This window comes from Nicoliella sp. ESL1149 (assembly GCF_058107265.1).
Genome location: NZ_JBYLUE010000004.1, coordinates 193,371 through 219,145, shown reverse-complemented (window position 1 = coordinate 219,145; position 25,775 = coordinate 193,371). Strand labels below are relative to the sequence as shown.

Below are 25,775 nucleotides of genomic sequence, written 5' to 3'. Positions count from 1 at the left end.
GATCATTATGACTAACTTTGATTTATCAGGAACAATTGCTGGACATGAATTCAAAAGTCTTTTCTTGAACGCATCTGGTGTTCATTGTCAAACGACTGCAGAATTAAACGATTTGATGACTAACGAATATACCGGTGGGATTGTAACTAAAAGTGCTACCCTGCAAAAACGGGACGGTAATCCCCAACCTAGGTATCACGAATTAGCTAATGGTTCTATTAATTCAATGGGATTACCTAACCAAGGATTTGAGTATTACATGGATTATGTATCCCAGGAGCATAATAAACCAACCGTGTTATCAGTTTCTGGCTTATCTGCTGATGATGATATTAAACTGCTTCATAAAATCATGGATTCTGATTACAATGGGTTAACTGAATTAAATTTATCCTGTCCCAATGTAATTGGTAAACCTCAAATGGCATATGATTTTGAAGCAACTCAACAATTATTAGAAGATGTCTTCCAATTCTTTACTAAGCCACTTGGTGTCAAGTTGCCTCCCTATTTTGATTTAGTCCATTTCGATCAAATGGCCGCTATTTTAAATCAATTCCCACTCACTCACATCAACGCTGTTAACTCCGTTGGTAATGGATTATGGGTTGATATTAACAGCGAATCAGTTGTTATTAAAGCTAAAGGTGGGTTTGGTGGTCTTGGAGGAAATATGATTTTACCAACTGCTTTAGCAAATGTTAGAGCCTTTCGTCAAAGATTAAATCCTGATATTAAAATTATCGGAACTGGTGGAATCAAAACGGGAGCAGATGTCTTTGCTCATATCCTTTGTGGAGCAGAAATCGTTTCAGTCGGCACCCAATTAATGATCGAAGGCCCTCAAGTATATGAACGTTTAACTGCTGAATTAAAACGTATCATGGCTGATAAAGGTTACCACTCATTATCAGATTTCCGTGGCAAGTTAAAAACAATGTAATTAATAATTAAAAATAAATTATTAATTATTTAAAATAAAAGCCGATTTAGCTAAAAACTAAACCGGTTTTTTATTTACTAAATTATATCCAAAGGTTGTTTGGTCGTAGGAGCTGGAAAAGCTGCTTCTAATTCTTGCATATCTTGCTCCGTTAATTGAATCTTAGCAGCATCAATATTTTCTTGCATATGTTTTTGACTATCAGTTTGCGGAATTGCTAATGTCTGGCCATCTCGAATTGCCCATGCGAGCATAACTTGATAAACAGTTGCAGAATGACGTTGAGCAACACTTTCTATTGCTTGGTTAGCAACAATTCCGTTTCCTCGACTATCAGCTTGATCGATTGGTGCATAAGCAATTAATGGGATGTTATGTTCTCGTTGCCAAGGAAGTAAATCATAATCAATTCCCCGTGAACCAATGTTATAAAGATCTTCATTTGCCATTACATTTTTCCCATCAGGAACTGACAATAAATCTTGCATATCAGGTAAGTCAAAATTAGAAACGCCCCATCGCTTAATTTTACCCTTATCTTGCATTGCTTGCATATTGGCTACTACTTCACTTAATGGAGTAGCTCCAATCCAGTGATACAAGTATAAATCAAGATAATCGGTCCCTAAACGCTTCAGACTATTATCCAAAGCATTTTCTAAAGCCTTTTTCTCAGCATGAAACGGATAGAATTTTGAAATTACAAATAAATTATCTCTTGAGAAATCCTTGATCGCATCCCCAACGATCCGCTCTGAATCACCTTCGCCATATTGTTCAGCAGTATCAATAACGTTTGCGCCATGTTCAATTCCATATTGCAATGTCGCTTTTTGTTGTTCATAGAGATTAGAATCACTCCCCATGTGCCAAGTACCCATACCAATTGCTGGAATTTTTACACCATTAAAATTAATCATTGCTATCTCCTCTCTTTATTCATCATTTTAAACGGTGATTATTATAACAGGCTCAACATTAGATGTAATATAAATTGCTCGTTTAGAAGGGATTCTCAAAATTTTTCTTGACACCAGCTAGAAACGTTAGTAGAATTTAAACAATTTAAACAAAAATTAATAATATTAATTAAAGGAGTGAAGTGTTATGAAATATACTGTTTTGGGTGCCGGAGCGATGGGTTTACGAATTGGGGTATTACTCCAAGAATCCGGCGCATCTGTTGATTTTGTGGATAATTGGGATCCTGAAGTAACAACTATTAAGGAACAAAAGGGCGTTTATGTTTCTAGAGATGGTCAAAATCGTCATTTGGTACCAATTAACATTTACACTCCTGAAGAATATAAGGGTAATCCAGACGTATTAATTGTTTTTGCAAAGCAAATGGGATTAGCCAAATTATTGGAACAGTGTTCTCATTTCTTCAACGATAAACAATATGTCGTTAGTGGAATGAACGGGATGGGTCACATTGAAAAGTTCAATAAGTACTTTGCTAAGGACAAGGTCATTGGCGGAACCGCAATGATTGGAACTGTCCTAAATAAAGCTGGAGACGTTGACTTTATTGGTAAAAAGGGTGCTGGTTCAATGCATTTTGCAAATGAAACAGAAAAACCTGATGATACGACTCACGCTATTATGGATGACTTCCAAAAAGCAAACTTAAATCCTAAATTAACCACTAACTTTATGGGAACCTTATTATCCAAAGTAATTTTCAATTCAGTTGTTAATACTATCTGTACGATGATGAAAATTCCAATGGGTGAATTTATTCAAGCTCCAACAGCTGAAAAACTTTCTCGTCAATTAATTAATGAAGCTTACGATGTTTGTGAACGAGCTAATATTAAATTATTAGCAACAAGAGAAGAAGAATGGGAAACCGTTAAATTTGTTAGTGAAAAGGGAAATCCTTTACATTATCCATCCATGTACCAAGACTTCTCTAAGAATCGTCCAACCGAAGTTGATTACATTAACGGATATTTATATGAATTAGGTTTAAAGTATCATTATGAAGCATCTACTCATGATTTCTTACGCAATATGGTTCATCTCGCTGAATTTAGTAGTAATTTTGACTTAGATGCATACGTTAAGAAAATTCAAAACAGTTAAAAGAAAGTAGAGGTTCAGTCATGTTCACTAAACTAGTCAGTGCCCTTTGCCCAATTATTGTTACTTTGCTAGTCGGTTACTACTCCTCCTCTCGAAATACATTCAATTTAAAAGACGCCTCTAAATTCAATCAATTTGTCTTAGGTTATGCGCTACCATTCAGTTTATTCGGTAGTATCATTTCCTTAAAAAGCAAAACGATTCTAGACAACTTTAATGTTGGTGGGTGGGTCGTTATTGCTATGGTCGGAACATATTTGATTACTTTTAGTCTTTCTCATTTTGTATTTAAACAACGAATGGCTGTCTCAGCAATGAGATCACTTGCTATTGGGGCTCCATCCATTGTTTATGTTGGTCCAATCATTTTAGGAACTATTTTCCCAAAACAAAGTCCGCTTATCATTTCATTTGGAGGTATTACACTAAACCTACTATTAATGCCATTAACGATTATTTTAATTTCAATGGATAGCGGTGATGATACTCATTATTCTCAACACTTCATCAAAGCAATCAAAAAACCAGTTGTGTTTGCTCCAATTATTGCTGCAATTCTTGTCTTCTGTGGCTTTAGCATTGATCCAATGTGGGAAACTAATTTTAAAATTATTGGAAGCACAACAAGTGGTTTAGCCCTTTTCTCATCTGGAATTATTTTACAAAGATTAAAAGCAAGTTTCTCATTTCAAGTTTTCAGAAACGTGTTTGCTAAATTAATTATTATTCCATTAGTAATGTTTATTGTAATGACGACCGTTCACGTAAGTTCAGATGTTGTAACTGAAGTTTTAATTACAACTGGAATTCCAAGTGCGGGAATTATCACTACTTTTTCAAATCAATACAAAGTTGCTGAAAAGGAAATGGTTTCTACTTTATTCCTAACGACTGTGCTTTCAATCATTACATTAGCATGTATCATGATAATCCGTGGAGTTTAAAAAAGAGTATCAACACCAAAGGCTTTGATGTTAATACTCTTTTTATTTTTTATTATTAATAATAAATTACTAATAATATATAATTTAATAAGCAAAATAAAAAGCCGTTTACATTTAGTAAACGACTTCTTTTAATTAAAGGTCTATTTCGGAATTAAACCGGTGATAACTCCACCAATAACAACTAAAATTAATCCTTCAATTACATAAGTAAGACCCTTCTTACTCTTCTTTTCACCGAGTAATAAAATCCCACTTAATGTTGAAACGATAACACTCATTTGAGATAGCGTAAATCCAGTTGCAACTCCATTTCTATGAGTAGAAACTAAGTAAACAGCTGAAGCTAATCCAAAGTCAATCCCAACAATAATGTTTTGGAAAGACTTCTTTTCCATGATTGGTAATTTACCATTTTCATCTCGATAGAAGAATGAGATACAAATTGATGCAATGAACATCCCCAATGATTGAGCTGGAAATGCAGCAAATGCCATTTTTAGTGATTCAGCAGGGAAGTTACCAAATCCTGTATTTCCAGGAATTTGTGGTAATACTGAGAACCCAACGTAACCGATGGTTCCAAGTAGTAAGATAATGGTTCCCTTTCTTAAAACCTCAGGATCAAGACCACTTGCTTGGTCAGCATTATCTGTCTTGGTAGTTAAGAAAACACCACAAATGACAATGATAATAGCAACAAAACCAATGATCTTATCCATTGTGTTAGGCCAGTTACCCAAGAATAAAACTCCAATAATTGAAGTTCCAACTAATTGAGCTCCTGTTGAAATTGGCATCGCTCTTGATACCCCAATCTTAGGGAAGGAACTATATTGTGATAGTTGACCACAAGTCCATGCAGCCCCAGATAAGAAACACCAGAACAATGCTGTTAAGGAATAGTGAGGTTGAACGATCAAAAACGTAATGATCCCAACGATGAGGGCCCCAGCAGTATTACCAATCAACTGGTTGATCGGCTTTCCACCAGTTTTACCGGCAATGACCGGCATTAATCCCCATAAAAGCGCTGGAACTAATCCAATTAAAATATTCATTTGTCATAGAACTCCTTGTTAAATTTTTAATTTAAAAGTTTATCTGCTTATAAGTTTATAACACGTGATAGGTGTTGTCAAATTAATAATGTAAAGGCTTACAAAGAAATAATTTATTTCTATATTTATTTGATTAGGATTATAATATTGATATTAAGGAGAGTGTTAATTTTGGATTATAAAGAATCTGTTGTTGAGAATTCAACAAAACTTACGCACAAAAATAAGGCTCTTAATATAACGTTAAGAACTATCATGTCATTTATTGGAATTGCTATTTTATCAATGGGAACCACCTTTTTAAAACAAAGTGGTTTGGGACTAGATCCATTTACTGCAATGAACACTGGTTTTTCTAAATTAACTGGAATTCAATTAGGACCACTGCAATTAGGAATCAATTTGATAATGTTCATTTTTGTTTTATTTATGGACAGAAAACAAATTGGAATTGGAACTATTTTGAACATGGTTCTAGTCGGTTTTGAAATTGAATGGTTTTCAGTTTTATACAAAGAATTCCTTTTTGCATACAGCAATCCGTACGTAGTCATTGTTGACTTAGTAGTTGGACTCCTTCTATTTACCCTCGGGACTTCAATTTATATGAGTACTAACTTAGGAGCTGCTCCATATGATGCAATTGCACCTATCTTAACTAAAAAATTACACGCTAAATATCAACATGTTCGTAGTTGTCAGGATATTGCATTCATGGTCGTTGCCTTTTTTGCAAAGGGTGATGTTGGTGTTTTAACCCTTGTAATTGCCTTTTTTGCTGGTCCATTAATTAACTTTTGGACAAACAGTGTTTCCCAACAACTCATGTATCATATTGATCACTTTAGTGAAGAACCAACAATTAAAAATGCTGGACATGGAATTTCTGGTTTAGGAAAATATGGATACGCTCTTTTAAAGCATGCATATTATCAAACTAATGCCATGAAACAACATATGTCCAGTTATTCCGATGAAGATTTAATCAATTTAATGGAAAATACTGAACATCAAATCAGTCGTTCAAAACGACTTCAACAAGAATTAATTTACAGATATAATTCATTGAAAGCCGAAGCAGAAAAGCGAAACTTAAATATTAATGATCCTTCAAAATAATAATTAACTAGCATCCTCAAATGAGGATGCTTTTTTTACATAAAAATTGTGTAAAACTACCGATTGGTATAAAATTTAAAGAAATAATTTAAAAGGGAGTGTTTGCATGTTTAATAAGCTTGGGAATACGATTATCAATCAGCAATTACAAAATGTATTGATGAATATTACTACTGGAATTGAAGTAGAAAGAGACCGAACGAATTTAAATGGCCATTTAAGCAAAGCTCCCTATCCGAAAAATATTGGCAATGAAGCTAAGAATCCTTGGATCACAACAGACTTTCTTGAAGCAATGACTGAAGTCGTCACCCCACCAACAAATAACGATATTTCAACTCTTCGTTATTCTTCAGATTTAACAACTGTTTTAAGAAAAAACTTAAGTCCAAATGAAGTTCTTTGGCCAATGTCAATGCCACCAATCTTACCAACTTCAGACTATGAATCATATCTTGCCAAAGCAAGTCCCAAAAAAAGAAAATATATTGAAGGTTTATATAAGCGTTACGGATTCGCCAAACAAACACCTTGTGGCGTTCACATCAATATTAGTCTAAATTATCAAATTTTAGAATTTATAAAAACGCATTCAAATGAGAAATATAAAACAATTGGGGATGTTGAAAATTACATTTATCCAATAATTGCGCAAGGATTTATTAAATATCGTTGGTTTTTAACATATCTTTTCGGCGCTAGTCCAGTTGCCCAAAATAACTATTTTCAAAATGAAGCTCCTAAGAATCCAATTCGTAGTATTAGACAAAGTCATTTTGGATATCCAACATCATTTGACATTGATTATTCTAATGTTGATTCATATGTCGATAAGATTATAAATGCCGTAAAAGACGGCAAAATTATGTCAATTGCAGAATTTTACGGAGCCGTCCGATTTAAAGGTAGTTCAGATTTAAATACCCTTAAAGAAGATGGAATAAAGTATCTTGAATTAAGAATGTTAGATTTAGATCCAACTACCCCTATAGCAGTTAAAACTAGCACATTAACATTAATTCGATTAATGATGGCATACTTTATAATTACAAATGATAAGAATAATATCCATTCGGCAGAACAAACTCAAATTTACAATCAAATGAATGACAATGTGGCTTCAGAAGAACCTAATAACCACTGTCAATATGAAAATTTAGCAATTTCATTCGTTAATAATTTAAGGTGGACGGCAACAAAATTAAATCTAAGTCCAGAATATTTAGAAGTTCTCACTTCAGTTGAAAATCAAATTACTGATCCAGATTTAACAATTAGTGGAACCTTAGTAAAACACATTAACAAAAATTCACTACTAGAATATGGATTAAAAACTGCAAAACAATATCAAAAAGATGTATTAAATTCACCAATTTCTAGTGATTGTCTTAAAGATAAAGCTGATGATTTGAAACAATCCGATTTAAAACACATTTTTAACTAAATATTTTATTCTTAAAATTGAGTTAACAAGCTATTTTGTTTTCTCAATTTTTTTAGTTTTTCTAATGCGGTAATTTCTTTTCGTTTATTTTCACTTGTCGTCTTATTTTGATTTGGATCATAAACTTCATTCATCCAATCTGGTTTTTTAATATTTAACGTCTTTTTAGCGTTCTTTACTTTAGGAGTGACTAATTTATCCTTTTTAATTCCTAAAGCCTCTAAAAAGAAATTTTTTAGACATTTTGTCATGTATTTACTTTGTTCATCAACCTTGTTAGGAAGATAATTAAACATATATTTTAATTTAACCCCTAATTTGGTTTGAATATTAGCATTAGATTCAAACTGCGTCTTGGTAGATTTTTTTAATTTATTTTCTTTCACAACACTAGTTCGGGCATTAGAAATAATCCCGACAATTTGGTAGGCACGATTTAAATCATTATGCGTAAATACAAGGATTTGTTCAACCGTTTCGATTGGTAATCCTATTTTATGAACTACAGCTTGTTTCCAAAGATCAATTTTATTTGGTTTATCAAGTTGCTGCTCTGTATTAACTGTATAAATCTTTGATTTATTTTTTTGATTAAGATGCTTTTGATTATTAGTTTGCAAATTTTGCACTTTAGCATGTGCAGATTTTGCAAGTGTGTTATTTTGTTCTTTAATAAATTTTGGCAGAAAAAGACGACTAGCAGTGCTGAATTGTTTTTTAGCCCGAACTAAACCAAGCTCAACAAGTTTTTTAAAGATGGAGTTCACCTTTCTTGCTGAAACTTTCAGAGCACTCGCCATTTCTGCTTGTGTATAAATGACATAGTGGTCATTTTCTTTTTTATCAAAAAAACTAGATAATTTTCTAGATGATTTCATACGATCACATAATAGTGAGTAGGCGATGATTTCATCATTTGATAGCTCTTGATTATCAATAAGTTCCCTATTAACCATGATAAATTGCATAGTTATTGCTCCTTTTTTGGAAGCAATCGGTATAATGTATTGTCCTATCAATGTTTTAGTTCCTTTATTAGATTGAAAGGCACAATTAAATAAGCTATAATGATATACGAAAAGTTAATATATGTAGGAGTATATTAACCAATCACTATAGTCAAGATAGGATAATTTCTTATTCTGATTACTTTAATTTCTAATTTATTTGCTCTGTTACGTCGAAATAACAGAGCTTTTTTTGTGTTTTTTATCTTTTAAATAAGAACACGCTAATAGAATAAAACGTTGTTATATCAATGTCAATAGGGAATTTTGCATAAGCACTACAGCACTACTTAGTGCTTGCACACATGCACACCTACACTAAATATTACTTTAGTGCTAGCACTACAGCACTATTTTAGTGAGCTTATAAAAGTTGATTTAATAACAATTTAAACTAAGAATAGTGCTAGCACTATTGCACTACTGAACACTAGCACTAAATATTACTTTAGTGCGGGCACTACTGCACTAAATAAAAAATATTTTATTGATAAGACATTTTGTCAGTGATATGATGAATATATTAATAAGGAGTGATTTTTTATGACGCAGGTAATAACTTTTGGGAATTTTAAGGGTGGTGTTGGAAAAACAAGCAATGCGACCTTGACTGCATGTGAACTTTGTAAAATGGGAAATAAAACGTTAATTGTGGACTTGGATCCCCAAGGAAATGCAACTAATTTAATGTTAAACACTAAGGTGAACATTGATGGCAAGGTGGGCCATTTTGATGAATCTTTAATGCGTAGTATTGAAAGTGGGGATTTGTCTAAATCGTTAATTCAAATAACCGATAATTTAGACTTATTAGCATCTGCACCTGACTTTTCGTTATTTCCTAGATATATGGAAAAAATAAAGAACTATAATGAAAGAGTTGTTCAATTTAGTAAACTTTTAAACAAGATTAAAAATGATTATGACTATGTAATAATTGATACACCTCCAACAATTTCATTAATTACTGATGCAGCATTGTATGCTAGTGATTATTGTGTAATTGTTATGCAAACACATGAACATAGTTTTGAAGGTGCTGAAGCCTTTATTCGCTATATTCAAGATGAGGTTATTGATACCTATAAGGCACCTCGTTTAGAAATTGTTGGAATTTTAGCAGTATTAATGCAAGCTAATGCTCCTGTTGATGAAGCAACGATTAAAAATGCAACAGAAGAGTTTGGTGGAGAAAATATCTTTAATACTAAAATTCATTATATGCAACGAATTAAAAGATATGGAATGACTGGGATTACTTTTAAAACTAAATTCGATAAAAAAGTATTCAATGTTTATGATAAAGTTGCTAAAGAATTGTTAAGTAGAATGGAGCGGATTGAACATGGCGAATAGATTAGTTAATTCCAATCGAAAAAAGATTAAAGATCAATTGAAACCTAAGAACATTGCTAAGGCAACTGACTTTACTAATACTAACAATGAAACCGTAAAGGAAGACAATAAGCGAGTTACTTCAGTTACTTTTTCTACTAATTTGAAGATTAATAATCATACTAGAAATAGACTTCAAGCAATGGCAATCTTAGGCTATGCATCTTCTCAGAAGGATGCAGTTGATATTGCATTATCAGCTTACTTAGAATCCATAACAAACAAAGAGCGTGAAGAGATTCAACTTCAAGTTCAATCTCTGGAACATCGTGATACATTACAAAAACAAAAGTAAAATGAAAAGAGCTGCGAAATTTAATTCGCAGCTCTTTTTGTGATTTTTTATGATGTATGGTGGTAATCACTTTGAGAATGAAATCATTTTCTTAGTGAATACAAATAATATTATCATAGTTCTTTGGGATTGTTAAGTTTAAACTGTTTGTTATAATATAAGAATGGGGGGGAAGTGTTATGAATATGAAAAAAATGATTTGTGGATTTACAATGGGGTTGTTGATGATTTCTTTATCAGCATGTAGTAATCCAAATCAAAATGCACAAAAGAAAGTTTCATCTAGTGATAAATTACCATCAACTTATTTTGCGAATGCTAATCAACAATCACAAAATAATGCTGGTCAAGAAGTTCAAATTCATATGATTACTAAATCATTGAAGAGTAATTATAAAGGACTATTTAAAGTTCATTATGATCAACCTAGTAATACGATTATGTTAAAACCAATTAATAAATCAGTTCTTCAATTAATCAAGTTATCAAAGAATGGTAATTCATCCGCAGAAACAAATTGGAATCAGTTTGTTGGTGGAGTTAGAAAAACATCACTTTCAGTTTCCAAACAAGTTAAAGGAAATAACGTTAAGTTAGGAATTGTTGATCCTAATAATGAAGCTAAATTATTATACACGGCTGCTAATGGAAATACATTGACTAATAAGTTTTAAAATAAAAACGATGATTTTTAAAATCATCGTTTTTATTTTTCATTACTATTAAATTTTCCGGAGTTGATTGCAAAACTAAGCATGTCATCAATAACATCAATCATTTTTTTATCTTGAAAGAAAGCAATCTTCTTAATTTCTTGATAATAACTTTGTCTAACTTGAATTGGTTTACTAGTTTCTTTTTGTTTTGCAAATGGACTACTAGAATCACTAGTCTTTAATTGTTGGTTAGCTTCATTTGCCATTTTATTTAAAAAATCGTCTTTCATCATTTGGCCTTCTCCATTCTTGTTAATTCTTCTTCTAAAACAGTTTGATACATATCTAAAGCTCTCTTATCCCAATAATCTTCATCTTTAATTCCTGAATCACCAAAAACTTTGATTCGTTCCTGTTGATATACATAATGATTAAAAACGGCATTGCCAAACGATTCTTTTGCAGCTTCAGAAATTTCACGATCGGTCTTTGCACTATGTTTAACTAAATATAAGATAACTCCCAGAACGTTATAATCAGCTTCTTTATCGTAATCCTTTCTCAATTGATACATGTATTGAGCGGTTTTCAATATTGAAGTATACGCTTGCCGTTGAGTTTGAAGAACTAATGAAATGAAGTCACTAGCCAAAATAGCATTATTTGTAAAAGTAGATAGTGTTGGTGGAACATCAAATAGGATATAGTCATACTTCTCTTTTAAAGGTGCAATTAAGTGCTTTAATATTAAGGGTCTTTCTTTTCGATTATATTTTTCAACTTGTCCAGGCCAACGACTGAGCGACCAGTCCGAAGGAATTAAATCAAGTCCATCGTTAACATTAACAATACTGTTAGATAAATCAAATTTTAATAAACCATCAGTTAAAGAAGTAACTGGGGTTTTATCATTATTATATGTTGAGTTAATAATTTCAGTAGCATTTGCTTGGGGATCCATATCGATTAGTAAGACTTTTTTACCCATCTTATTAAGTAAATAAGCATCTAGTACCGTCATGGTCGTTTTGCCTACGCCACCTTTAAAATTAAAATGAAGTAATACTTTACCCATTTTTTATCCTCCGTTTTCAATTATAAATAATTTATAATTAATAATTATTTATTTGTATTATTTTGTTTGATTGGGTGTTGAGTACTAATGGTTAACAGGTTATTGGATAAAGATTTAAGAACAGTTTGATATTTACCTCTAATTGTCATTTTAGTAGTCCAGTATAGAGGAGAGTTATCAGCTAATTGATAAACAGGACTTCCATCTTTATAACCTTTAAGCTTAATATTTAATTTACGATCACCAGATTGTTTGTTGGAATATAAAGTAACTCCGCTCATATTAAAGTGATGAAAATGATTTAGAGGATGGTTATTATTTTTATGATGGAAATACATATATTTAGCAGTTAAAACGAATTGACTTCCAATTCTTGTAAATTGACGATTGCCAGCTTGATTTGAGCTGAACCATTTTCCTCTTAAACTAAACGGAGTTGTTTGAATCGAAGTTTTTGATGCATTTACTTTTGGGGCAAATTCTGAAAATGAAAGGGCTGCGAGTCCAACTAAACTGTACTTAATAAATTTTTTCTTCATATTATATAGTCCTTCTTTCCTTAATCATCTCTGATTGAATAATTACTAATTATAATAACATATATAATTATTTATTTAAAATTAATTATAAATAATTTAAAAAAAGTAATTTGTAATTAATTACTTTTTGAAGAAATAAAATGATTTACGTAATTATTACTGAGGTGATAAATATGCTATTGAATAAAGAATTAGTAGCTAAATATAAAAATACTAGAAAAAGGGGGAAATTAGTTCTTCTATCAATGCTATGCTTTGGATCTTTTAATTGCTCAATTGTTGCAAATGCTGATAAAGAAAATGTTCAAGTTGTCCATAATCAACAAGAATTAGTTGCTGCTTTGGAAAACAGAGATATCAATAAAATTAGTCTAGAAAACGATGTTCAAATGGAAAATCCCCAAACGTATTACGTTCCCGCAAGAAGTCTTTTAATTGATTTAAACGAGCATCAACTAAATTTGAATCAAGAACAAATCCAATTTAAAAAGAGTGAAAATGATGGGGTGGACAGTTGGAATGAAAGTGAGTTAGAAAAGAGTAGCAAGGTTGAATTTTGTAATACCCATAATCAAGCGGATAAAAAAGATGTTAATTTAAGTAATGGGAATTCAAATGACTTTCATAGTGAAGACAAAGAAAAGAAAACTACCGAAGAAACATCCCAAAAAATAACAAATAATCCTACTAATAATATTCAGTCAGATTCCTTGAATAAACTTAATTCAAAAATAGAAGATTCAAAGGATAATAATTCTCAAAAGTTAAATGTTAGTAATAAAGAATGGCAAGTAAATAAAACTTTATACTCACGAAGTGTAACAACTCCAAATAACAATAATAATGTTCAACAAACTAAAAATGATAGTAATGTAAAAAAAGAATCTGACGATATAAATGGGATTAAACAAAGTAATCTGGATTTGAAAAAGACAATTCAAAAATTAAATGAAACATTATTAAAGTTCGAAACTGAATTTGAAAATCGAATTAAAAATTTTGAGCAACGTCAAAATGAATTAGAAAAAAAGAAAAATCAAAAATTAAATTCAAAAAATAAAAATAAATTGTTCAGTGTTAATCCACATCGAGTTCATGTTAAAAGAAAATGTTATATCTATTCAGATGCTACTTTTGCTCTAAATAAGAGATTAAGATTAGCAACTAATAAAGAATTATCTAATCAAAAGATTACGCAGCATGGTTCATCAAAAGCAGGAAGACTTCGCTATAAGGTAAAGAGTGGTTTTATCACAGCTAATCCTGATTTTGTTGATAAAATTAAATAACTGATATAATAAAGGTTAATTGCTTCTTTTATAGAACAATTAATCTTTTTATATTTAGAATGATTTTTAAATTCATTCATGAATGATAGTGGATTTATATCGTCATTCGTATTATCATGTAATTAATACTTAAATTAGATTCAATGTGTTTTAAATATAATGAGTAATGTTTTAAATATAATGAGTGGTGGTAATATGTCATTGTTTAAGAGAGAGTTTTCAAACAATGCGGGTGAAGAGAAGGTACCTACAACACAACCAGAGATGCGTTGGTTGGTTACCTCTCTCGCATTGATGGAATTTACAAAAAATTATAATTCATTTTATAGAAGTAAAAATATTAGTGGTCATTGGGATGATTTACCATTTGATTCTGCTAATCAGAAAAAGACTCAAGCTGCACCGAAGTCATCTGTGGCTAATAAGAGCACTCGGGTATCTGATCACAGAATATTATATTCTCCTAATCAAAGAAGTTTTGTGGCTCCAGGAAAGAGGAAGGCTAGTGATGTTGTACTCACTAGTAACGCTAGAAATGATGTGGATTCAGTTTCTTCATCTTCTAATTTATCTGAAGCTTCTAAAGCAGACCAAAATGGATATCATTTTAGTTTAAATCAACCAATTAATAAAAATATTTCACTAGATGAAAAAACTTTGAGTGCTAGTGAAAGTAAGGCCTCTGCTAAAGCTAATAGTGCAAGTATTAACGATACGGAGAACAGTGTTGCTTTAGAGGATAACGAACAACACCGTTCTTTATTTGCTGTGAGTTTAGCTGATAATGTTGCTGGCAAGAGTAATGAAAGCCCTAATCATTCAATTGTTGAAAAAACAATTTTGAATCAAATTAGTACTAATCACGTTTTATCGGCAGAATATCAGCACTTTTTGAGAGCAAATAATGATATTGTTCAAAGCAGTGTTACTGATACTTCTGTTGTTAGTTCAGCAAGTAATGTTGCTAATGATACTGCCCAAGCAGGAGCCGAGAGTAAACCTTCATCAAATGTTATTAACTTTTCTGAAATTAAGAAATCTGCACATGATAACCAAGTTTCAGGTGAAGCTAGGGCATCATCGGCATCAAGTACTTTAAATTCAGTTCAGAATAATTATGATTTAAGTTCTGATAACAGTTTATTGAATGAAAATGAATCTTCTGAGGAAAGTTCTGTTCAAGAACAATCTGCAGTTGAGAATAGCGTTGCAGTAGAAAAGAGTTCCGAAGCTGAAAATGATTCATCAGTTGAAGATGCTGCAGTAAGTTTAGCGACTACATATTTTGAAAGTGCTAAGAATGATTACAGCGATGCTGGCGATGTAGACGAATTTGCAACATCTGTTGCTAATTATGTTAGTGAAAATAAAAAGCATTTCGATTCAATTAGTAAGAGTGTTAGTGATACGATTGCTAAAACCAATAACTATATTGATACGATTGATGATTATGGTGAAAAACTATCTTCTGATTTTGATAGCCTTTCTAATAATGATCAAAATGTGATTAACGATATTAATCAAAATGTTCAAAATGTTTCAACTGAAAATGCTGATATAGAAGATGCATTGGAAGCTGTTAAACAACAATTACCACATACTATTAGTTCTTTGAATAGTCATATTGAAGGGGCTCACAATGCCTTCAATGATGTTCAACGTTTCTTTAGTGCTGTGGATATTTCATTCGACAACAAGGATGGTAATGCAGCAAAGATGTATGCTAACTATGTTAGTTCAGCTACATCAGTTGCTCAAACTAAAAGTGATGCAATTAGTTCTGGCCTAGATGAATTCAATAGTACTTTAGCTCAAAATAGTTCATATGCAGATAAAACAAATCATAATATGAATGAAGTTAAATCAAATGCATCTGATAACGCTAAGATCTACAATGATTTCCAAGCTCAAAAGAATCAACAACCAATTGAAAACAGCCAAGATGCCCAACCTACTTCAATTGTTTCAGCTAGTGATTTCAATCAAAGCAATGTGTCTGTAGAAACTAGTAACGTAGTTGAATCCTCTAATGAACCTCAATTCAGCCAACCTTCAGCAGGTAACGTTAGTCAATCTTCTAATGACGTTGTTGATTCACTTCAAGGTATGGAAAATTCAACTAATGTTATTCCAGATACGCAAACACTTGAACAAAAGATTGGTAAAATTACTGCTGATTATAATAATGCAACTCAATTGATTAGTAAGATGAATGTTGCAAGACAACAATTAGAAGAAAATAAGCAACATCTACAACAATTGTTTGATTCATTGAAGACAGAATTTGCTAATACTAAACAAAAAGCAGCTCAGGGACAAACAACTAGTCTTATTTCAATGGCTATTTCTAAGATGGATGCTTTGATGAACGATGCAACTCAAATCATCAGTCGAATTCAAAGTGTTAACCAAAACATTGACATGAACCAAAAGAATTCGAATGAAACATTGAGTAAGATTCAACAATACTTGAATCAAATGAACGAAGTTGTCAGACTTTCGAAGACTTTTGATCCTTTAACATCTGAATCAGTTGATTCAATGGCAGCAGCTACGTTAAATCGTACTAATGGTTATTACCAACAAATTAATCAGATGAATAATGAATTGGCTAACAATTCTAATACAATTCAATCTCAAATTAATACGATGGATTCTTACTACAATGTTGCAGCTAAGAATGCTAGTTTAATGGATTCAATTAATCAAATTAGTAGCATTACGGATGATGTTAAGGGAGCAAGTGATGATGTTGAAACCCTATACAATAATGCGAATGCTAGTTTAAGTAGTTTAGATGCTTACAGAAACCTAGCTGATTCATTAACTGTTAGAATGAATAGTATGAAAGCATATACTGATCAACAACAAGCCACTATTAATGAATATGCAAGTATGATGCCAAACAATGAAACATTGAGACAATTAGGCCAACAAGCATTTAGTGCGGCTTCGAGATTACACTCAGCTCAATTAGAAATGCATAGTCGAGCAAATGAAATTGACTTTACTTATTCTAGAGCTAATGCTTCAATGGCTAATTTAAATCAAATTCGTTCTGATGTTAAGTCCACTGAAATGACTACTGATCATTATGCTAGTCAGGCTGTTATTTGTTTTAACACCAATGATAATGATGATGTTAAGAATAACATTTCCGAAATGAAGAAGAATCAAGAACAATTATCAATGATGTGTTCTGCAGCTTCTAATGCGGTAGATGATGTTAAGAAGACCGTTAGTCAATTTAAGATGGATAATACTTTTAATAAGGTTGAAATTGCCATTAATGAAGTTAAAATCCAATTAGATGGTCAAGTTAATAAAGCTAAGGGTGTCCAAGGTGGAATTGGCGATGCAATGAATCGTGCTAACGCTGTTGCAGCTGAAGTTAGCCGTTTATTTGATGTAGCTAACCAAAAGACAATGAAAAATGATAGTTCTGTTAATACGCTTGATATTAATGTTCAACGGGTTAACGCTAATTTAGCTGCTATTAATAATTCAAGTAATATTGCTCAACAATATACACAACAAGTGCTTAATAAGATTAGCGATGTAAATGATGCTAACTATCAACAAGCGACTAATTTAGCTCAACAAGTTAACCAATTATCGATGGGAACATCTGGAATTCAAAACCAAGTACAAGGTATTTCCAGTCAATTCAATGATCGACGTAACGTTATGAGTAATACTGTTACAAATATTTCTAGTCAGGCTGATAGTGCTAATCAAGTTATCCAACGTGCGTTTAACGAATTACGGGATGGTAATTTAAATTCAGCCAATAGTTTATTAGATGAAGCTGAAAATGATATTAATTTGACTAAACAAACATTGAGTAATTACGAAAATGATTTAACTTGGATTCAAACTTCTATTGAAACCACTAATAATTTGATTCACCAAACAGAAAATTCAAATTCTGAAATTTCACGACTTGTGAACAGTGCTCAACAAATTACAAATCAAATTGGTAGATAGAATTAGTGTTTAATTGAAATTTACTTCCATAAGTTTTATGATGAAAATGGTAATAGAAAGTAATAAAAAGGTGTGGTGATAATATGTTATATAATAAATTTAATGTAAAAAAAGTAAACGATAAAAAAGTATTGAAGAAAGTTAAGAAAGAATGGGTAGTTGTTTCTGTAGCTTTCTTATCTGCAGTTGGTGGTTATGCGTACAGTCAACAAGGTAATACTGTAAATGCTGATACAACAACCCAAGGCCAAAATGATGCAAATCATAGTAATGAAAATAATATGACTAGTACCACTTCTAATGATTCTACGAGTACTCAAACATCAGATAATGGTCAACAAGATACTAAAACTTCACAATCTGAGAACAATCAACAACAAAGCACTAAGGATTCACAATCTAGTGATACTAGTGCCCAAAGTAGTAACAATGAATCTCAAACATCTTCAAGTTCCAACAATCAATTAGGAGCAACTAATACAGCCACTACAAGTAATACTAGTACTTCTACAAGCAGTAGTAGTTCAAGTCAACTTACTGCGACAACATCAAGTTCCACTACCTCTAGTAGTTCAGCAAGTTCTAGTTCTGCTTCAGAAAATTGGAACAGTATTGCATCTCAAGCTGAAAGTATTGCATCATCAGCTTCAGCTGCCGCTGGTAGCCTTCCAGAATATATTATTGGAGTTAGTGGAGTTGCTAGTGACGTTGCTTCTAAGAGAGGCTGGAGCTCAATGGCTACTGTCAATAGTAGCGTTAGTGTAATTATTAGTAGTTTAAGTAGTTTAAAGAGTTCTGGAGCATTGAACTCAGCTCAATCTGCTGAATTATCTAGTGCTCAATCAGTTGCTCAAGAGTATCAATTTGATATGTTGGCTTCTGATCAAGCTCAAAATGCAATTACATATGCATCATCAGCTAACATTCTTATCAATGGTAAATCTGCTAGTGTAGTTAATGGTAGTTCTGTTGCTGGTAGTAACGGTGATTTAAAAGATATCATTGCTTCTGCAAGTGTACTTGCTTCCCAAGCTAAACAATATGCTGGTAAGACCATTGATTCTGCTGCAAGTAGTGCATGGATCGTTGCTCAATCAAACTATGCTACATTAAGTAGTCAAGCCATTGCAGTTACTTCAGTTGTCGGAGGAACTAAGAAGAGCGAAGATGCCTTAATTGACATGAGTCAACACACTAGTAATTTAGCTTTATACGGTGCAAGTTCTGCTGCATCCGAAGCTCAAACTGTTATCTCTGGAGCTGAAGCTCATGCTAGTGCAGCTAATACCTATTTAAGCAGTGCTCAAAGTGATTACATTAAAATCTCTGAAGCAGCTGTAAATGCAAGTATGGCATATCAATATGCGTACAATCTTTCATCACAAATGGCTTCGTATAATGCGGCTAATCCAAGTAAGCAATTTAATAATGCAAGTGTAGCAACATATGTAAACCAATTAAGTCAATACAATAGTACAGCTGCATCTGCTGCTAAATCAGCAAGTACAGTTTGGACTAAGTTATCAGCTGCTGTAAATACTTATGCAAGTACAGCAACTGCAATTAAGAATGCTGCTAGTCAAGCAAATAGTTATTATGCAATGACTTCATCTGCATTTAAGGCTAACGATTCTAAAGCTTCTGAATATGCAATTGACGCAGTTGTTTTGAATCTAAATGCTAGTGTTCTTGGTGGAGAAGAAGGAGCTCAATTCTATTCACTATTAGGAAACGTTTCTAACTTACAATATGGTTCTTATAATGTTCTTAAGAATAATCCTAATGTTAATTCACTTGCAAGTGCTGCTAGTGGTGTAGGAAGCCAATTCACTAGTGCAACTGGAATTAATGTTATTAAACCTTCTTCTGCTTCATCAAGTTCTGCTAGTTCTAGTGCAGGTAGCAATGGCAGTTCAGCTAACTCCAGTAATGCTTCTAGTGCTGCTTCCAGTGCTAACTCAGCTAATAGTTATAACTCCAGTGCTGCAAATAATGGTAGTTACAACAGTTACATTGCTAATGATTCGGGAACTAGTTCAACTTCATCTAGTACTGCCTCAAGCGCTTCAGAAAGCAACACTGTGTTAAGTGATGCTTTAAGTGATGCAAGTAAGGGTGTTTATGATGTGAACAACACTGATCCTCAATACCGCCAAGACTATATCGATGCCCGTCTTGGAACCATTGCCGGTAAGAAAGATGGTAAAAAAGGGGATAAGGGTGATTTAACTGGTTCAAGTCAAGCCTTTAAGGATGCTTACAAAGAAGCATACAATACTGCTAATGCTAAACGAAAAGCAGCAAATGCTAAGAAAGAAAAAGCGGCCAAAGCTGCTAAAAAAGCAAAGAAAGAATCTGAAAAGAAGAGCAGTAAGAAAACTACTAAGTCAACCAAAAAAATTGAAAAAAAGAAAAATATAGAGTCGACTTCCGCTCATACTAGCTCAATTAGTGGTTATTGGCATACTAGTGATTTGAAAGTATCTGTTCATGGTAATTATGCAACTGCTAATGGTTATTCTGCAAAACTTAAAAAGACTGGTCATAACAAATGGGTAAGCATTTATAATAAGAAACAAGAAGGACAACCATTCAGTCTTCATAAAGTTGGTAATACATTAAACTTCCGTTCAGGAATGGATAAAGAAAAATTACACAGATAATAAAAATTACAATATTTAAAGGATTGAATTGATAGATTCAATTCTTTTTTATTTTCTTTAAAAGTATTATTGAGTGCCTGAAGCATTGAAATATTGTATAATAGACACAATTATTAAGGGGGAATAAAAATGAATGAATTTCCACAAGCAATGACGATTGCAGGTTCTGATAGTGATGGTAGCGCTGGTATGCAGGCTGATTTACATACCTTCTTTGTCCAAAAAGTATATGGATTATCAATTGTTACAGCATGTGTAGCTGGTAATTCTTTTGGAATTCATGCTCAACATTTAATGCCAACTGACTTTATTGAACAGGAATTTAAAGATGCTGCCGATGATTTTAACGTTAAAGCTGCTAAAACAGGGATGTTAGCTAATAATGAAATTATCAAAGCGGTTATTAAAGACTATCAAAAATATGATTTTGGACCATTAGTTGTTGATCCAGTAATTATCACTAAGCATGGTGATATGTTATTAGATGATGAAGCTTTTGAAACTGTTAAGAATGATTTATTACCATTAGCAGAAATTGTTACCCCTAATTTCTATGAAGCTCAAAAATTAACAGGAATTGCGATTAAGAGTGATGATGATATGTTAGCAGCAGCTCAATCGTTACAAGAAATGGGAGCAAGAAGCGTCTTAATTAAGGGTCGTCATAATAGCAAAGAACAAAAGGAAGTTCGTGATTTATTATTACTAGCTTCTGGAGAAAGCAAATGGTTCTCTGGACCATATTTTGATACTGATCGTAAAAATGGAACAGGTGATACCCTTTCAGCATGCATTACAGCTGAGTTAGCCAAAGGGAAGATGCTCATAGATGCAGTTTCCATCGCTCATGAGTACGTTCAAACTGCAATTAAGAATGAAATTGCAGTTGCTCATAAATTTGGTCCTGTTAATCAATTTGCTAATTTATAACATATAATATATTATTAGATTCAGTGAGATGATCATGATTGGTCATCTTTTTTATTATGAACTTGAATGTAACTTGAGGTGTTTATGTGGAAAAAGAAAAACAAGGAATTGGTGTAATTCTTGCCATTGCTGCTGGAATCATGTGGGGAGTTCAAGGTCCAGTTTCTCAATTTTTATTCCAGGATCAACGATATTCACCAGAATGGTTAATGGGCATTAAAATGCCGATTGCCGGAATCTTGATCTTGTTATTTACCAGCGGAGTAAAAAAGCAACCGATTATGGACATCTGGAAATCTGGACGATTGCTATGGGTATTTATAATTTATACTTTTCTAGGTTTAGCAGCTGTCCAATATATGTATTTATTGGCTGTTCAAAAGAGTAATGCTGGAACGGCAACAATTATGCAAAGCTTAGGAACCGTTATTATTATTATTTTAACGGCAGTGATTTATAGAAAACTGCCAAATCGAAACCAATCGATTGCGGTAATTGTGGCATTGATTGGAACGTGGTTATTAGTTACCAAGGGTGATTTTAGTCACTTAGCCATTTCTCCTGATGCATTGGGGGTTGGACTTCTCTTGGCGTTAGCTGGTGCTTTGCAGACAATGTTACCCGTTAAGTTGTTACAACATTTTGATTCAAAAGTTGTGATTGGGTGGGCAATGGTTATTGGCGGATTGTTCTTTGCAATTCGCCATCCCTTTTGGGATAATCCACCTGTAATTACTTTTGGGGGATTTTTAGGAATTGCTTTTATTGTTCTATTTGGAACGATGATGTCATTTTTATGTTTTGTTGGTAGTTTAAAATATATTACACCAACGGTTGCTGGAATGTTAGATACCTTTGAACCCTTTTCAGCAACGTTAGGAGCAGTCTTATTTTTAAATACTAGTTTTAATACTTATGAAGTTGTTGGAGGGATTCTTGTTATTAGTACTGTTTTTATTCTGGCATTACCAGACAAAAAATAGCACAAACGTTTGTTCCCTTTTTGTTAATTTAATGATACAATAATAGATGAAAATTAATTACACAAAAAAACGGATTCCTGTCGCCAATGGGAAATCCGTTTTTTTGTATTAGATTCCAATTTGGTAAACCATGGAATCAATAATGTGAAAAGCAAAGTCCTTATCCTTATCAGAAACGGGAATAACATTAATCGTATTTTCATTTCCGATAAACGTTTGAAGCTTGTTGATGTTTAAAGGTTCGTCATTATTTTTTGCAAGCAATTTATATAATTGATCCTTATCCCTTGATTCAAACATCGCATCAGTCTTTAGCATGGTGGCATTCCCTAAAGCGACCATGTAGTCTTCGATTTCTTCACGTTCGATAAAAAATTGTTTGAAGTATTCATGATAATCCATTTGTAACTCGTCTTCATGGTTCATTTGATAGATAAGTGAAAAATGGCTTAATTCCTGAAGATAAGCATTAGGATTTGAAGTTTTATCCTTTTTATTTTTAAGGTCATTATATATTTTTCGTTCTTTATCGGTTCCCTTTAACATACACGAACACCGCTTTCGTTTTATTAACTATTAATAATTGTATCGCAATAGGGTATTAATGGCTACTCATAATAATTAACAACCTTCTTATAGTTTATATTTTATATTTAGAAAAATTAATTATTATGTAATTCGGTAACATTTGATTGATTAATATCTTGAAAATGGTAAACTAAATATGTAAATGAATAATTATTTAAAAGGAGATTTTATATTATGGCTGATCGCGATAAGTTAAATGAAGATTTATTAGCTCGTTTAAACAGTGTTCATAAGTTAACACAAACCACTGAAGAAATTGCTTCTTTACAACAACAAGGTCTTATTGGTCTTAATGTTGATAAAGACAATCCTACTCCTGTAGCAGAATTCTTAGCTAAGATCGACGCAGAAGTACATGCTGCACAAGAAGATATTAAGAACTTATACAAGTAGGCTTAATATCTAATTGAAAAAGGGCGCTGATTTTTCAGCGCTTTTTTTGTGGAGAGGAAGATATATATGTGGGAAATAATTAATAAGATATTTGCTAGTTATCCATCAACTAATTATGTATTACATGATTTTGTAAGGGCATTTAGCCCCAGTAATCCACATTATGCGATTACTTTAGCTGTTGCTGGATTGACATTTGCAATTGGATTTATCGAATATATTTATAGCTTTGCGTTGATTCAAAGGGAGGATAGTTCGCCCTATAGCATCTTGATGCATTCGTTTTATTTCGGAATTGACTCAATGGGGATATTCGTTTTTGCAACGGCTTCACATGCTGTTGGTGGGTTTTGGATTTTTACCGGCGCTTCAATTGCTGAAATTATATGGACGTTATTTGAAACGTATAATTTAATCATGTGTGTCTATAAAGAACGGTTTGAAATTTGGGGAAAGCAAACGACTGTTAGAGATGCTTGGTGGAAAGTTATTGGTTGGGTAATTTTTATGGTTGTTTGTGTTAATATGTTCCGGGTATTCATGAATGACACAGCAATGTTTAAATGGTACATATTTACAAATATTTTAATGGGAGTTGTACCCGGTTTATATTGGGAAAAGCGTGGAACCCAAATTGGTGCCTCATGGGGATTGGCAATTGTTATTTTGATTGGGACGATAAACTCGTTCTTACCAACTAATATGTGGGCTTTAGCGAGTCCTTACTTTACAATGAATAATAATCCTTGGTTCTATGTTATGGGTCCAGTAGCAGTATTCTTTGCATTTAGAGCTTTATGGGTCATGAAAAAATTACCGAATAAACCTAAGATTTTACCAAACGGTAAAAAATCAATTTGGTAAAAATGATGAACAGATATTCTATAATGAATACCTGTTTTTTTGTTGGGACGCATTAAAATGAACTGTTTGCTATAATAAAGAAATGATGAGCGAAATAGAAAGGGATTTTTATGAGTAAAAAAGCATTCTTTATTATTGTTGCAATTGCATTGGTATCTTTTTTGGGAACCGCTGATATGAGTATTGTTAATACAGCGTTGCCACAAATTTCAAAAGAGTTATCAATCCCAATGAATCAGGCAGAATGGATTTCATCTGCTTATTTAATTTTAATTTGTATGTCGCTGATTTTATTTGGTAAATTAGGCGATCAAACGGATAAAATTCGTATTTTCCAATTAGGAACGTTATTATTTACGATTAGTTCTTTATTATGTGGGATAAGTACTAATTTTACGGTTCTGATAATTGCTAGAGGATTACAAGGAATTGGTGCAGCAATGAATATGGCTACTAATTTTGGAATTATTACTGAGGCAGTTCCATTTAATGCTCGAGGACGGGGATTAGGATTAAATACGACGATTGGTCAAACTGGATATATTGCTGGTCCAGCTGTGGCCGGAATGATTTTAGCAATTACTAATTGGCACTGGATTTTCTTGTTTAATGTGCCAATTGGCATCGCAGCGTTTGTATTTGGAGAAATCGTTTATCCGAAGAAGCCGAAAACAAGGGTAAAAATTAAATTAGATTATCCTGGCTTTATCACTTTATCGGTATTACTAGGTTTATTTTTCGGTGGCATTTTCTATGGACAAGAAACTAGTTTCAATAATCCGTTAATTATTGGGATGTTCATTAGCTCATTTATTTTACTAATATCATTTCTTATGATCGAAAAAAATTCGAATGATCCGATTCTAGATTTATCATTATTTCGAAATCCTGGATTCACAATCAGTATTATTGCATTAATGTTTATGTACATTATAATTTACTTTAATAATGTATTATTACCATTTTATATTCAAAATACGCTTGGTTATTCGCCAGCTCAATTAGGTTTAATCATGTCAATCTTACCGTTAGTGAATGTATTTACTGCTTATTTAGGTGGGGTATTATGTGATAAATACGGTGCTGTCTTTATGTCGGTTAGGGCAACAATTTTATTCATTATCGCAGAAATGATTTTTGCAATAATGGTTCCAAAATGGTCATTATTGGTCTTGATTGCTGGATTCATCTTCTTTGCATTTGCCAATGGACTATTTCAAAATAATCCGATGGTAATGGAGAATGCTAGTAAAGATCGTCAAGGAATTGCGGGGGCAATGGCCGCCTTAAGTCGGAATGTTGGATTTGCTTTAGGATTGTCCTTAGCTACTTCAGTCCTATATATGGGGATGAGTTATAAAGCGGGACATAAAATTACGACTTATCCATTTGCTCATCCAGAATGGTTCATTTATGGAATGCATTTAACGTACTGGATTGCAGCTTTAATTATGGGTAGTGTCCTGGTAATGTTGACTTGGTTATTAAAGTATAAAAATAAGAAAATATAGG

General features: G+C 32.5%; 23 protein-coding genes. 16 read left to right on the top strand and 7 right to left on the bottom strand.

Annotated features, from left to right (window positions below):
- Positions 1-7: 7 nt before the first annotated feature.
- Entirely contained in the window at positions 8-943 is a 936-nt protein-coding gene (locus tag AC3B6G_RS06940; protein ID WP_489849686.1) for a dihydroorotate oxidase, read from the top strand.
- Positions 944-1,020: 77 nt separating this feature from the next.
- On the opposite strand, the gene AC3B6G_RS06935 is transcribed toward AC3B6G_RS06940, so the two are convergent.
- Positions 1,021-1,863 carry an aldo/keto reductase gene (locus tag AC3B6G_RS06935; RefSeq protein WP_489849685.1) on the bottom strand — a complete coding sequence of 281 codons (843 nt, stop codon included), beginning with the start codon at positions 1,861-1,863 and terminating at the stop codon, positions 1,021-1,023.
- Positions 1,864-2,050: 187 nt separating this feature from the next.
- Between AC3B6G_RS06935 and AC3B6G_RS06930 the strand changes: the two genes are divergently transcribed.
- Both AC3B6G_RS06930 and AC3B6G_RS06925 read left to right on the top strand, forming a co-directional pair.
- The gene (locus AC3B6G_RS06930; RefSeq protein WP_489849684.1) at positions 2,051-3,031 is read left to right on the top strand and encodes a ketopantoate reductase family protein; all 981 of its coding nucleotides are present in this window, start codon (positions 2,051-2,053) and stop codon (positions 3,029-3,031) included.
- A gap of 20 nt (positions 3,032-3,051) precedes the next feature.
- Positions 3,052-3,975, top strand: a complete 924-nt coding sequence (locus tag AC3B6G_RS06925; protein WP_489849683.1) for an AEC family transporter — start codon at positions 3,052-3,054, stop codon at positions 3,973-3,975.
- Positions 3,976-4,118: 143 nt separating this feature from the next.
- On the opposite strand, the gene AC3B6G_RS06920 is transcribed toward AC3B6G_RS06925, so the two are convergent.
- A complete protein-coding gene (locus AC3B6G_RS06920) occupies positions 4,119-5,036 on the bottom strand; it encodes a GRP family sugar transporter (RefSeq protein WP_489849682.1) in 918 nt (305 codons plus the stop codon).
- Between the two features lie 171 nt (positions 5,037-5,207).
- Between AC3B6G_RS06920 and AC3B6G_RS06915 the strand changes: the two genes are divergently transcribed.
- Positions 5,208-6,155: a YczE/YyaS/YitT family protein gene (locus AC3B6G_RS06915; protein ID WP_489849681.1), complete on the top strand. Its 948-nt coding sequence runs from the start codon at positions 5,208-5,210 to the stop codon at positions 6,153-6,155.
- A 106-nt stretch (positions 6,156-6,261) separates the two neighbouring features.
- Complete coding sequence (locus tag AC3B6G_RS06910; RefSeq protein ID WP_489849680.1) at positions 6,262-7,599, top strand: glutamate--cysteine ligase; 1,338 nt, start codon at positions 6,262-6,264, stop codon at positions 7,597-7,599.
- Between the two features lie 11 nt (positions 7,600-7,610).
- Here AC3B6G_RS06910 and AC3B6G_RS06905 read toward each other — a convergent pair whose 3' ends face one another.
- The gene (locus AC3B6G_RS06905) at positions 7,611-8,618 is read right to left on the bottom strand and encodes a replication initiator protein A (RefSeq protein WP_489849679.1); all 1,008 of its coding nucleotides are present in this window, start codon (positions 8,616-8,618) and stop codon (positions 7,611-7,613) included.
- A 531-nt stretch (positions 8,619-9,149) separates the two neighbouring features.
- Between AC3B6G_RS06905 and AC3B6G_RS06900 the strand changes: the two genes are divergently transcribed.
- The 3 genes from AC3B6G_RS06900 to AC3B6G_RS06890 all read left to right on the top strand — a co-directional run bounded on the left by AC3B6G_RS06900 (position 9,150) and on the right by AC3B6G_RS06890 (position 10,970).
- The gene (locus tag AC3B6G_RS06900; RefSeq protein ID WP_489849678.1) at positions 9,150-9,962 is read left to right on the top strand and encodes a ParA family protein; all 813 of its coding nucleotides are present in this window, start codon (positions 9,150-9,152) and stop codon (positions 9,960-9,962) included.
- Complete coding sequence (locus AC3B6G_RS06895) at positions 9,952-10,296, top strand: DUF5388 domain-containing protein (RefSeq protein WP_489849677.1); 345 nt, start codon at positions 9,952-9,954, stop codon at positions 10,294-10,296. The genes AC3B6G_RS06900 and AC3B6G_RS06895 overlap by 11 nt, the downstream gene beginning before the upstream one ends.
- 179 nt (positions 10,297-10,475) lie before the next feature.
- On the top strand, positions 10,476-10,970 hold the full coding sequence (locus AC3B6G_RS06890) for a hypothetical protein (RefSeq protein WP_489849676.1): 495 nt from the start codon (positions 10,476-10,478) through the stop codon (positions 10,968-10,970).
- Between the two features lie 32 nt (positions 10,971-11,002).
- On the opposite strand, the gene AC3B6G_RS06885 is transcribed toward AC3B6G_RS06890, so the two are convergent.
- The 3 genes from AC3B6G_RS06885 to AC3B6G_RS06875 are packed head-to-tail and all read right to left on the bottom strand — an operon-like array spanning position 11,003 to position 12,566.
- Positions 11,003-11,245: a hypothetical protein gene (locus tag AC3B6G_RS06885; protein ID WP_489849675.1), complete on the bottom strand. Its 243-nt coding sequence runs from the start codon at positions 11,243-11,245 to the stop codon at positions 11,003-11,005.
- Complete coding sequence (locus AC3B6G_RS06880) at positions 11,242-12,027, bottom strand: ParA family protein (protein ID WP_489849674.1); 786 nt, start codon at positions 12,025-12,027, stop codon at positions 11,242-11,244. Before AC3B6G_RS06880 ends, AC3B6G_RS06885 begins: the two co-directional genes overlap by 4 nt.
- Before the next feature lie 44 nt (positions 12,028-12,071).
- Entirely contained in the window at positions 12,072-12,566 is a 495-nt protein-coding gene (locus tag AC3B6G_RS06875; protein WP_489849673.1) for a hypothetical protein, read from the bottom strand.
- Between the two features lie 179 nt (positions 12,567-12,745).
- Between AC3B6G_RS06875 and AC3B6G_RS06870 the strand changes: the two genes are divergently transcribed.
- The 5 genes from AC3B6G_RS06870 to AC3B6G_RS06850 all read left to right on the top strand — a co-directional run bounded on the left by AC3B6G_RS06870 (position 12,746) and on the right by AC3B6G_RS06850 (position 22,418).
- On the top strand, positions 12,746-13,855 hold the full coding sequence (locus AC3B6G_RS06870) for a DUF5776 domain-containing protein (protein ID WP_489849672.1): 1,110 nt from the start codon (positions 12,746-12,748) through the stop codon (positions 13,853-13,855).
- Positions 13,856-14,050: 195 nt separating this feature from the next.
- Positions 14,051-17,842 (top strand): coiled-coil domain-containing protein, encoded by a 3,792-nt coding sequence (locus tag AC3B6G_RS06865; protein ID WP_489849671.1) that lies wholly within the window; start codon positions 14,051-14,053, stop codon positions 17,840-17,842.
- 83 nt (positions 17,843-17,925) lie between these two features.
- On the top strand, positions 17,926-20,505 hold the full coding sequence (locus tag AC3B6G_RS06860) for a hypothetical protein (protein WP_489849670.1): 2,580 nt from the start codon (positions 17,926-17,928) through the stop codon (positions 20,503-20,505).
- A 129-nt stretch (positions 20,506-20,634) separates the two neighbouring features.
- Entirely contained in the window at positions 20,635-21,435 is an 801-nt protein-coding gene (gene thiD / locus AC3B6G_RS06855; protein ID WP_489849669.1) for a bifunctional hydroxymethylpyrimidine kinase/phosphomethylpyrimidine kinase, read from the top strand.
- An 86-nt stretch (positions 21,436-21,521) separates the two neighbouring features.
- Positions 21,522-22,418, top strand: a complete 897-nt coding sequence (locus AC3B6G_RS06850) for a DMT family transporter (protein ID WP_489849668.1) — start codon at positions 21,522-21,524, stop codon at positions 22,416-22,418.
- Between the two features lie 108 nt (positions 22,419-22,526).
- Here AC3B6G_RS06850 and AC3B6G_RS06845 read toward each other — a convergent pair whose 3' ends face one another.
- The gene (locus AC3B6G_RS06845) at positions 22,527-22,964 is read right to left on the bottom strand and encodes a hypothetical protein (protein ID WP_489849667.1); all 438 of its coding nucleotides are present in this window, start codon (positions 22,962-22,964) and stop codon (positions 22,527-22,529) included.
- A 216-nt stretch (positions 22,965-23,180) separates the two neighbouring features.
- Between AC3B6G_RS06845 and AC3B6G_RS06840 the strand changes: the two genes are divergently transcribed.
- From AC3B6G_RS06840 to AC3B6G_RS06830, 3 genes are all read left to right on the top strand, one after another.
- Complete coding sequence (locus tag AC3B6G_RS06840; protein WP_489849666.1) at positions 23,181-23,399, top strand: hypothetical protein; 219 nt, start codon at positions 23,181-23,183, stop codon at positions 23,397-23,399.
- A 66-nt stretch (positions 23,400-23,465) separates the two neighbouring features.
- Positions 23,466-24,263, top strand: a complete 798-nt coding sequence (locus AC3B6G_RS06835) for a hypothetical protein (protein WP_489849665.1) — start codon at positions 23,466-23,468, stop codon at positions 24,261-24,263.
- 110 nt (positions 24,264-24,373) lie between these two features.
- Positions 24,374-25,774, top strand: a complete 1,401-nt coding sequence (locus tag AC3B6G_RS06830) for an MFS transporter (protein WP_489849664.1) — start codon at positions 24,374-24,376, stop codon at positions 25,772-25,774.
- The last annotated feature ends 1 nt before the right edge of the window (position 25,775 follow it).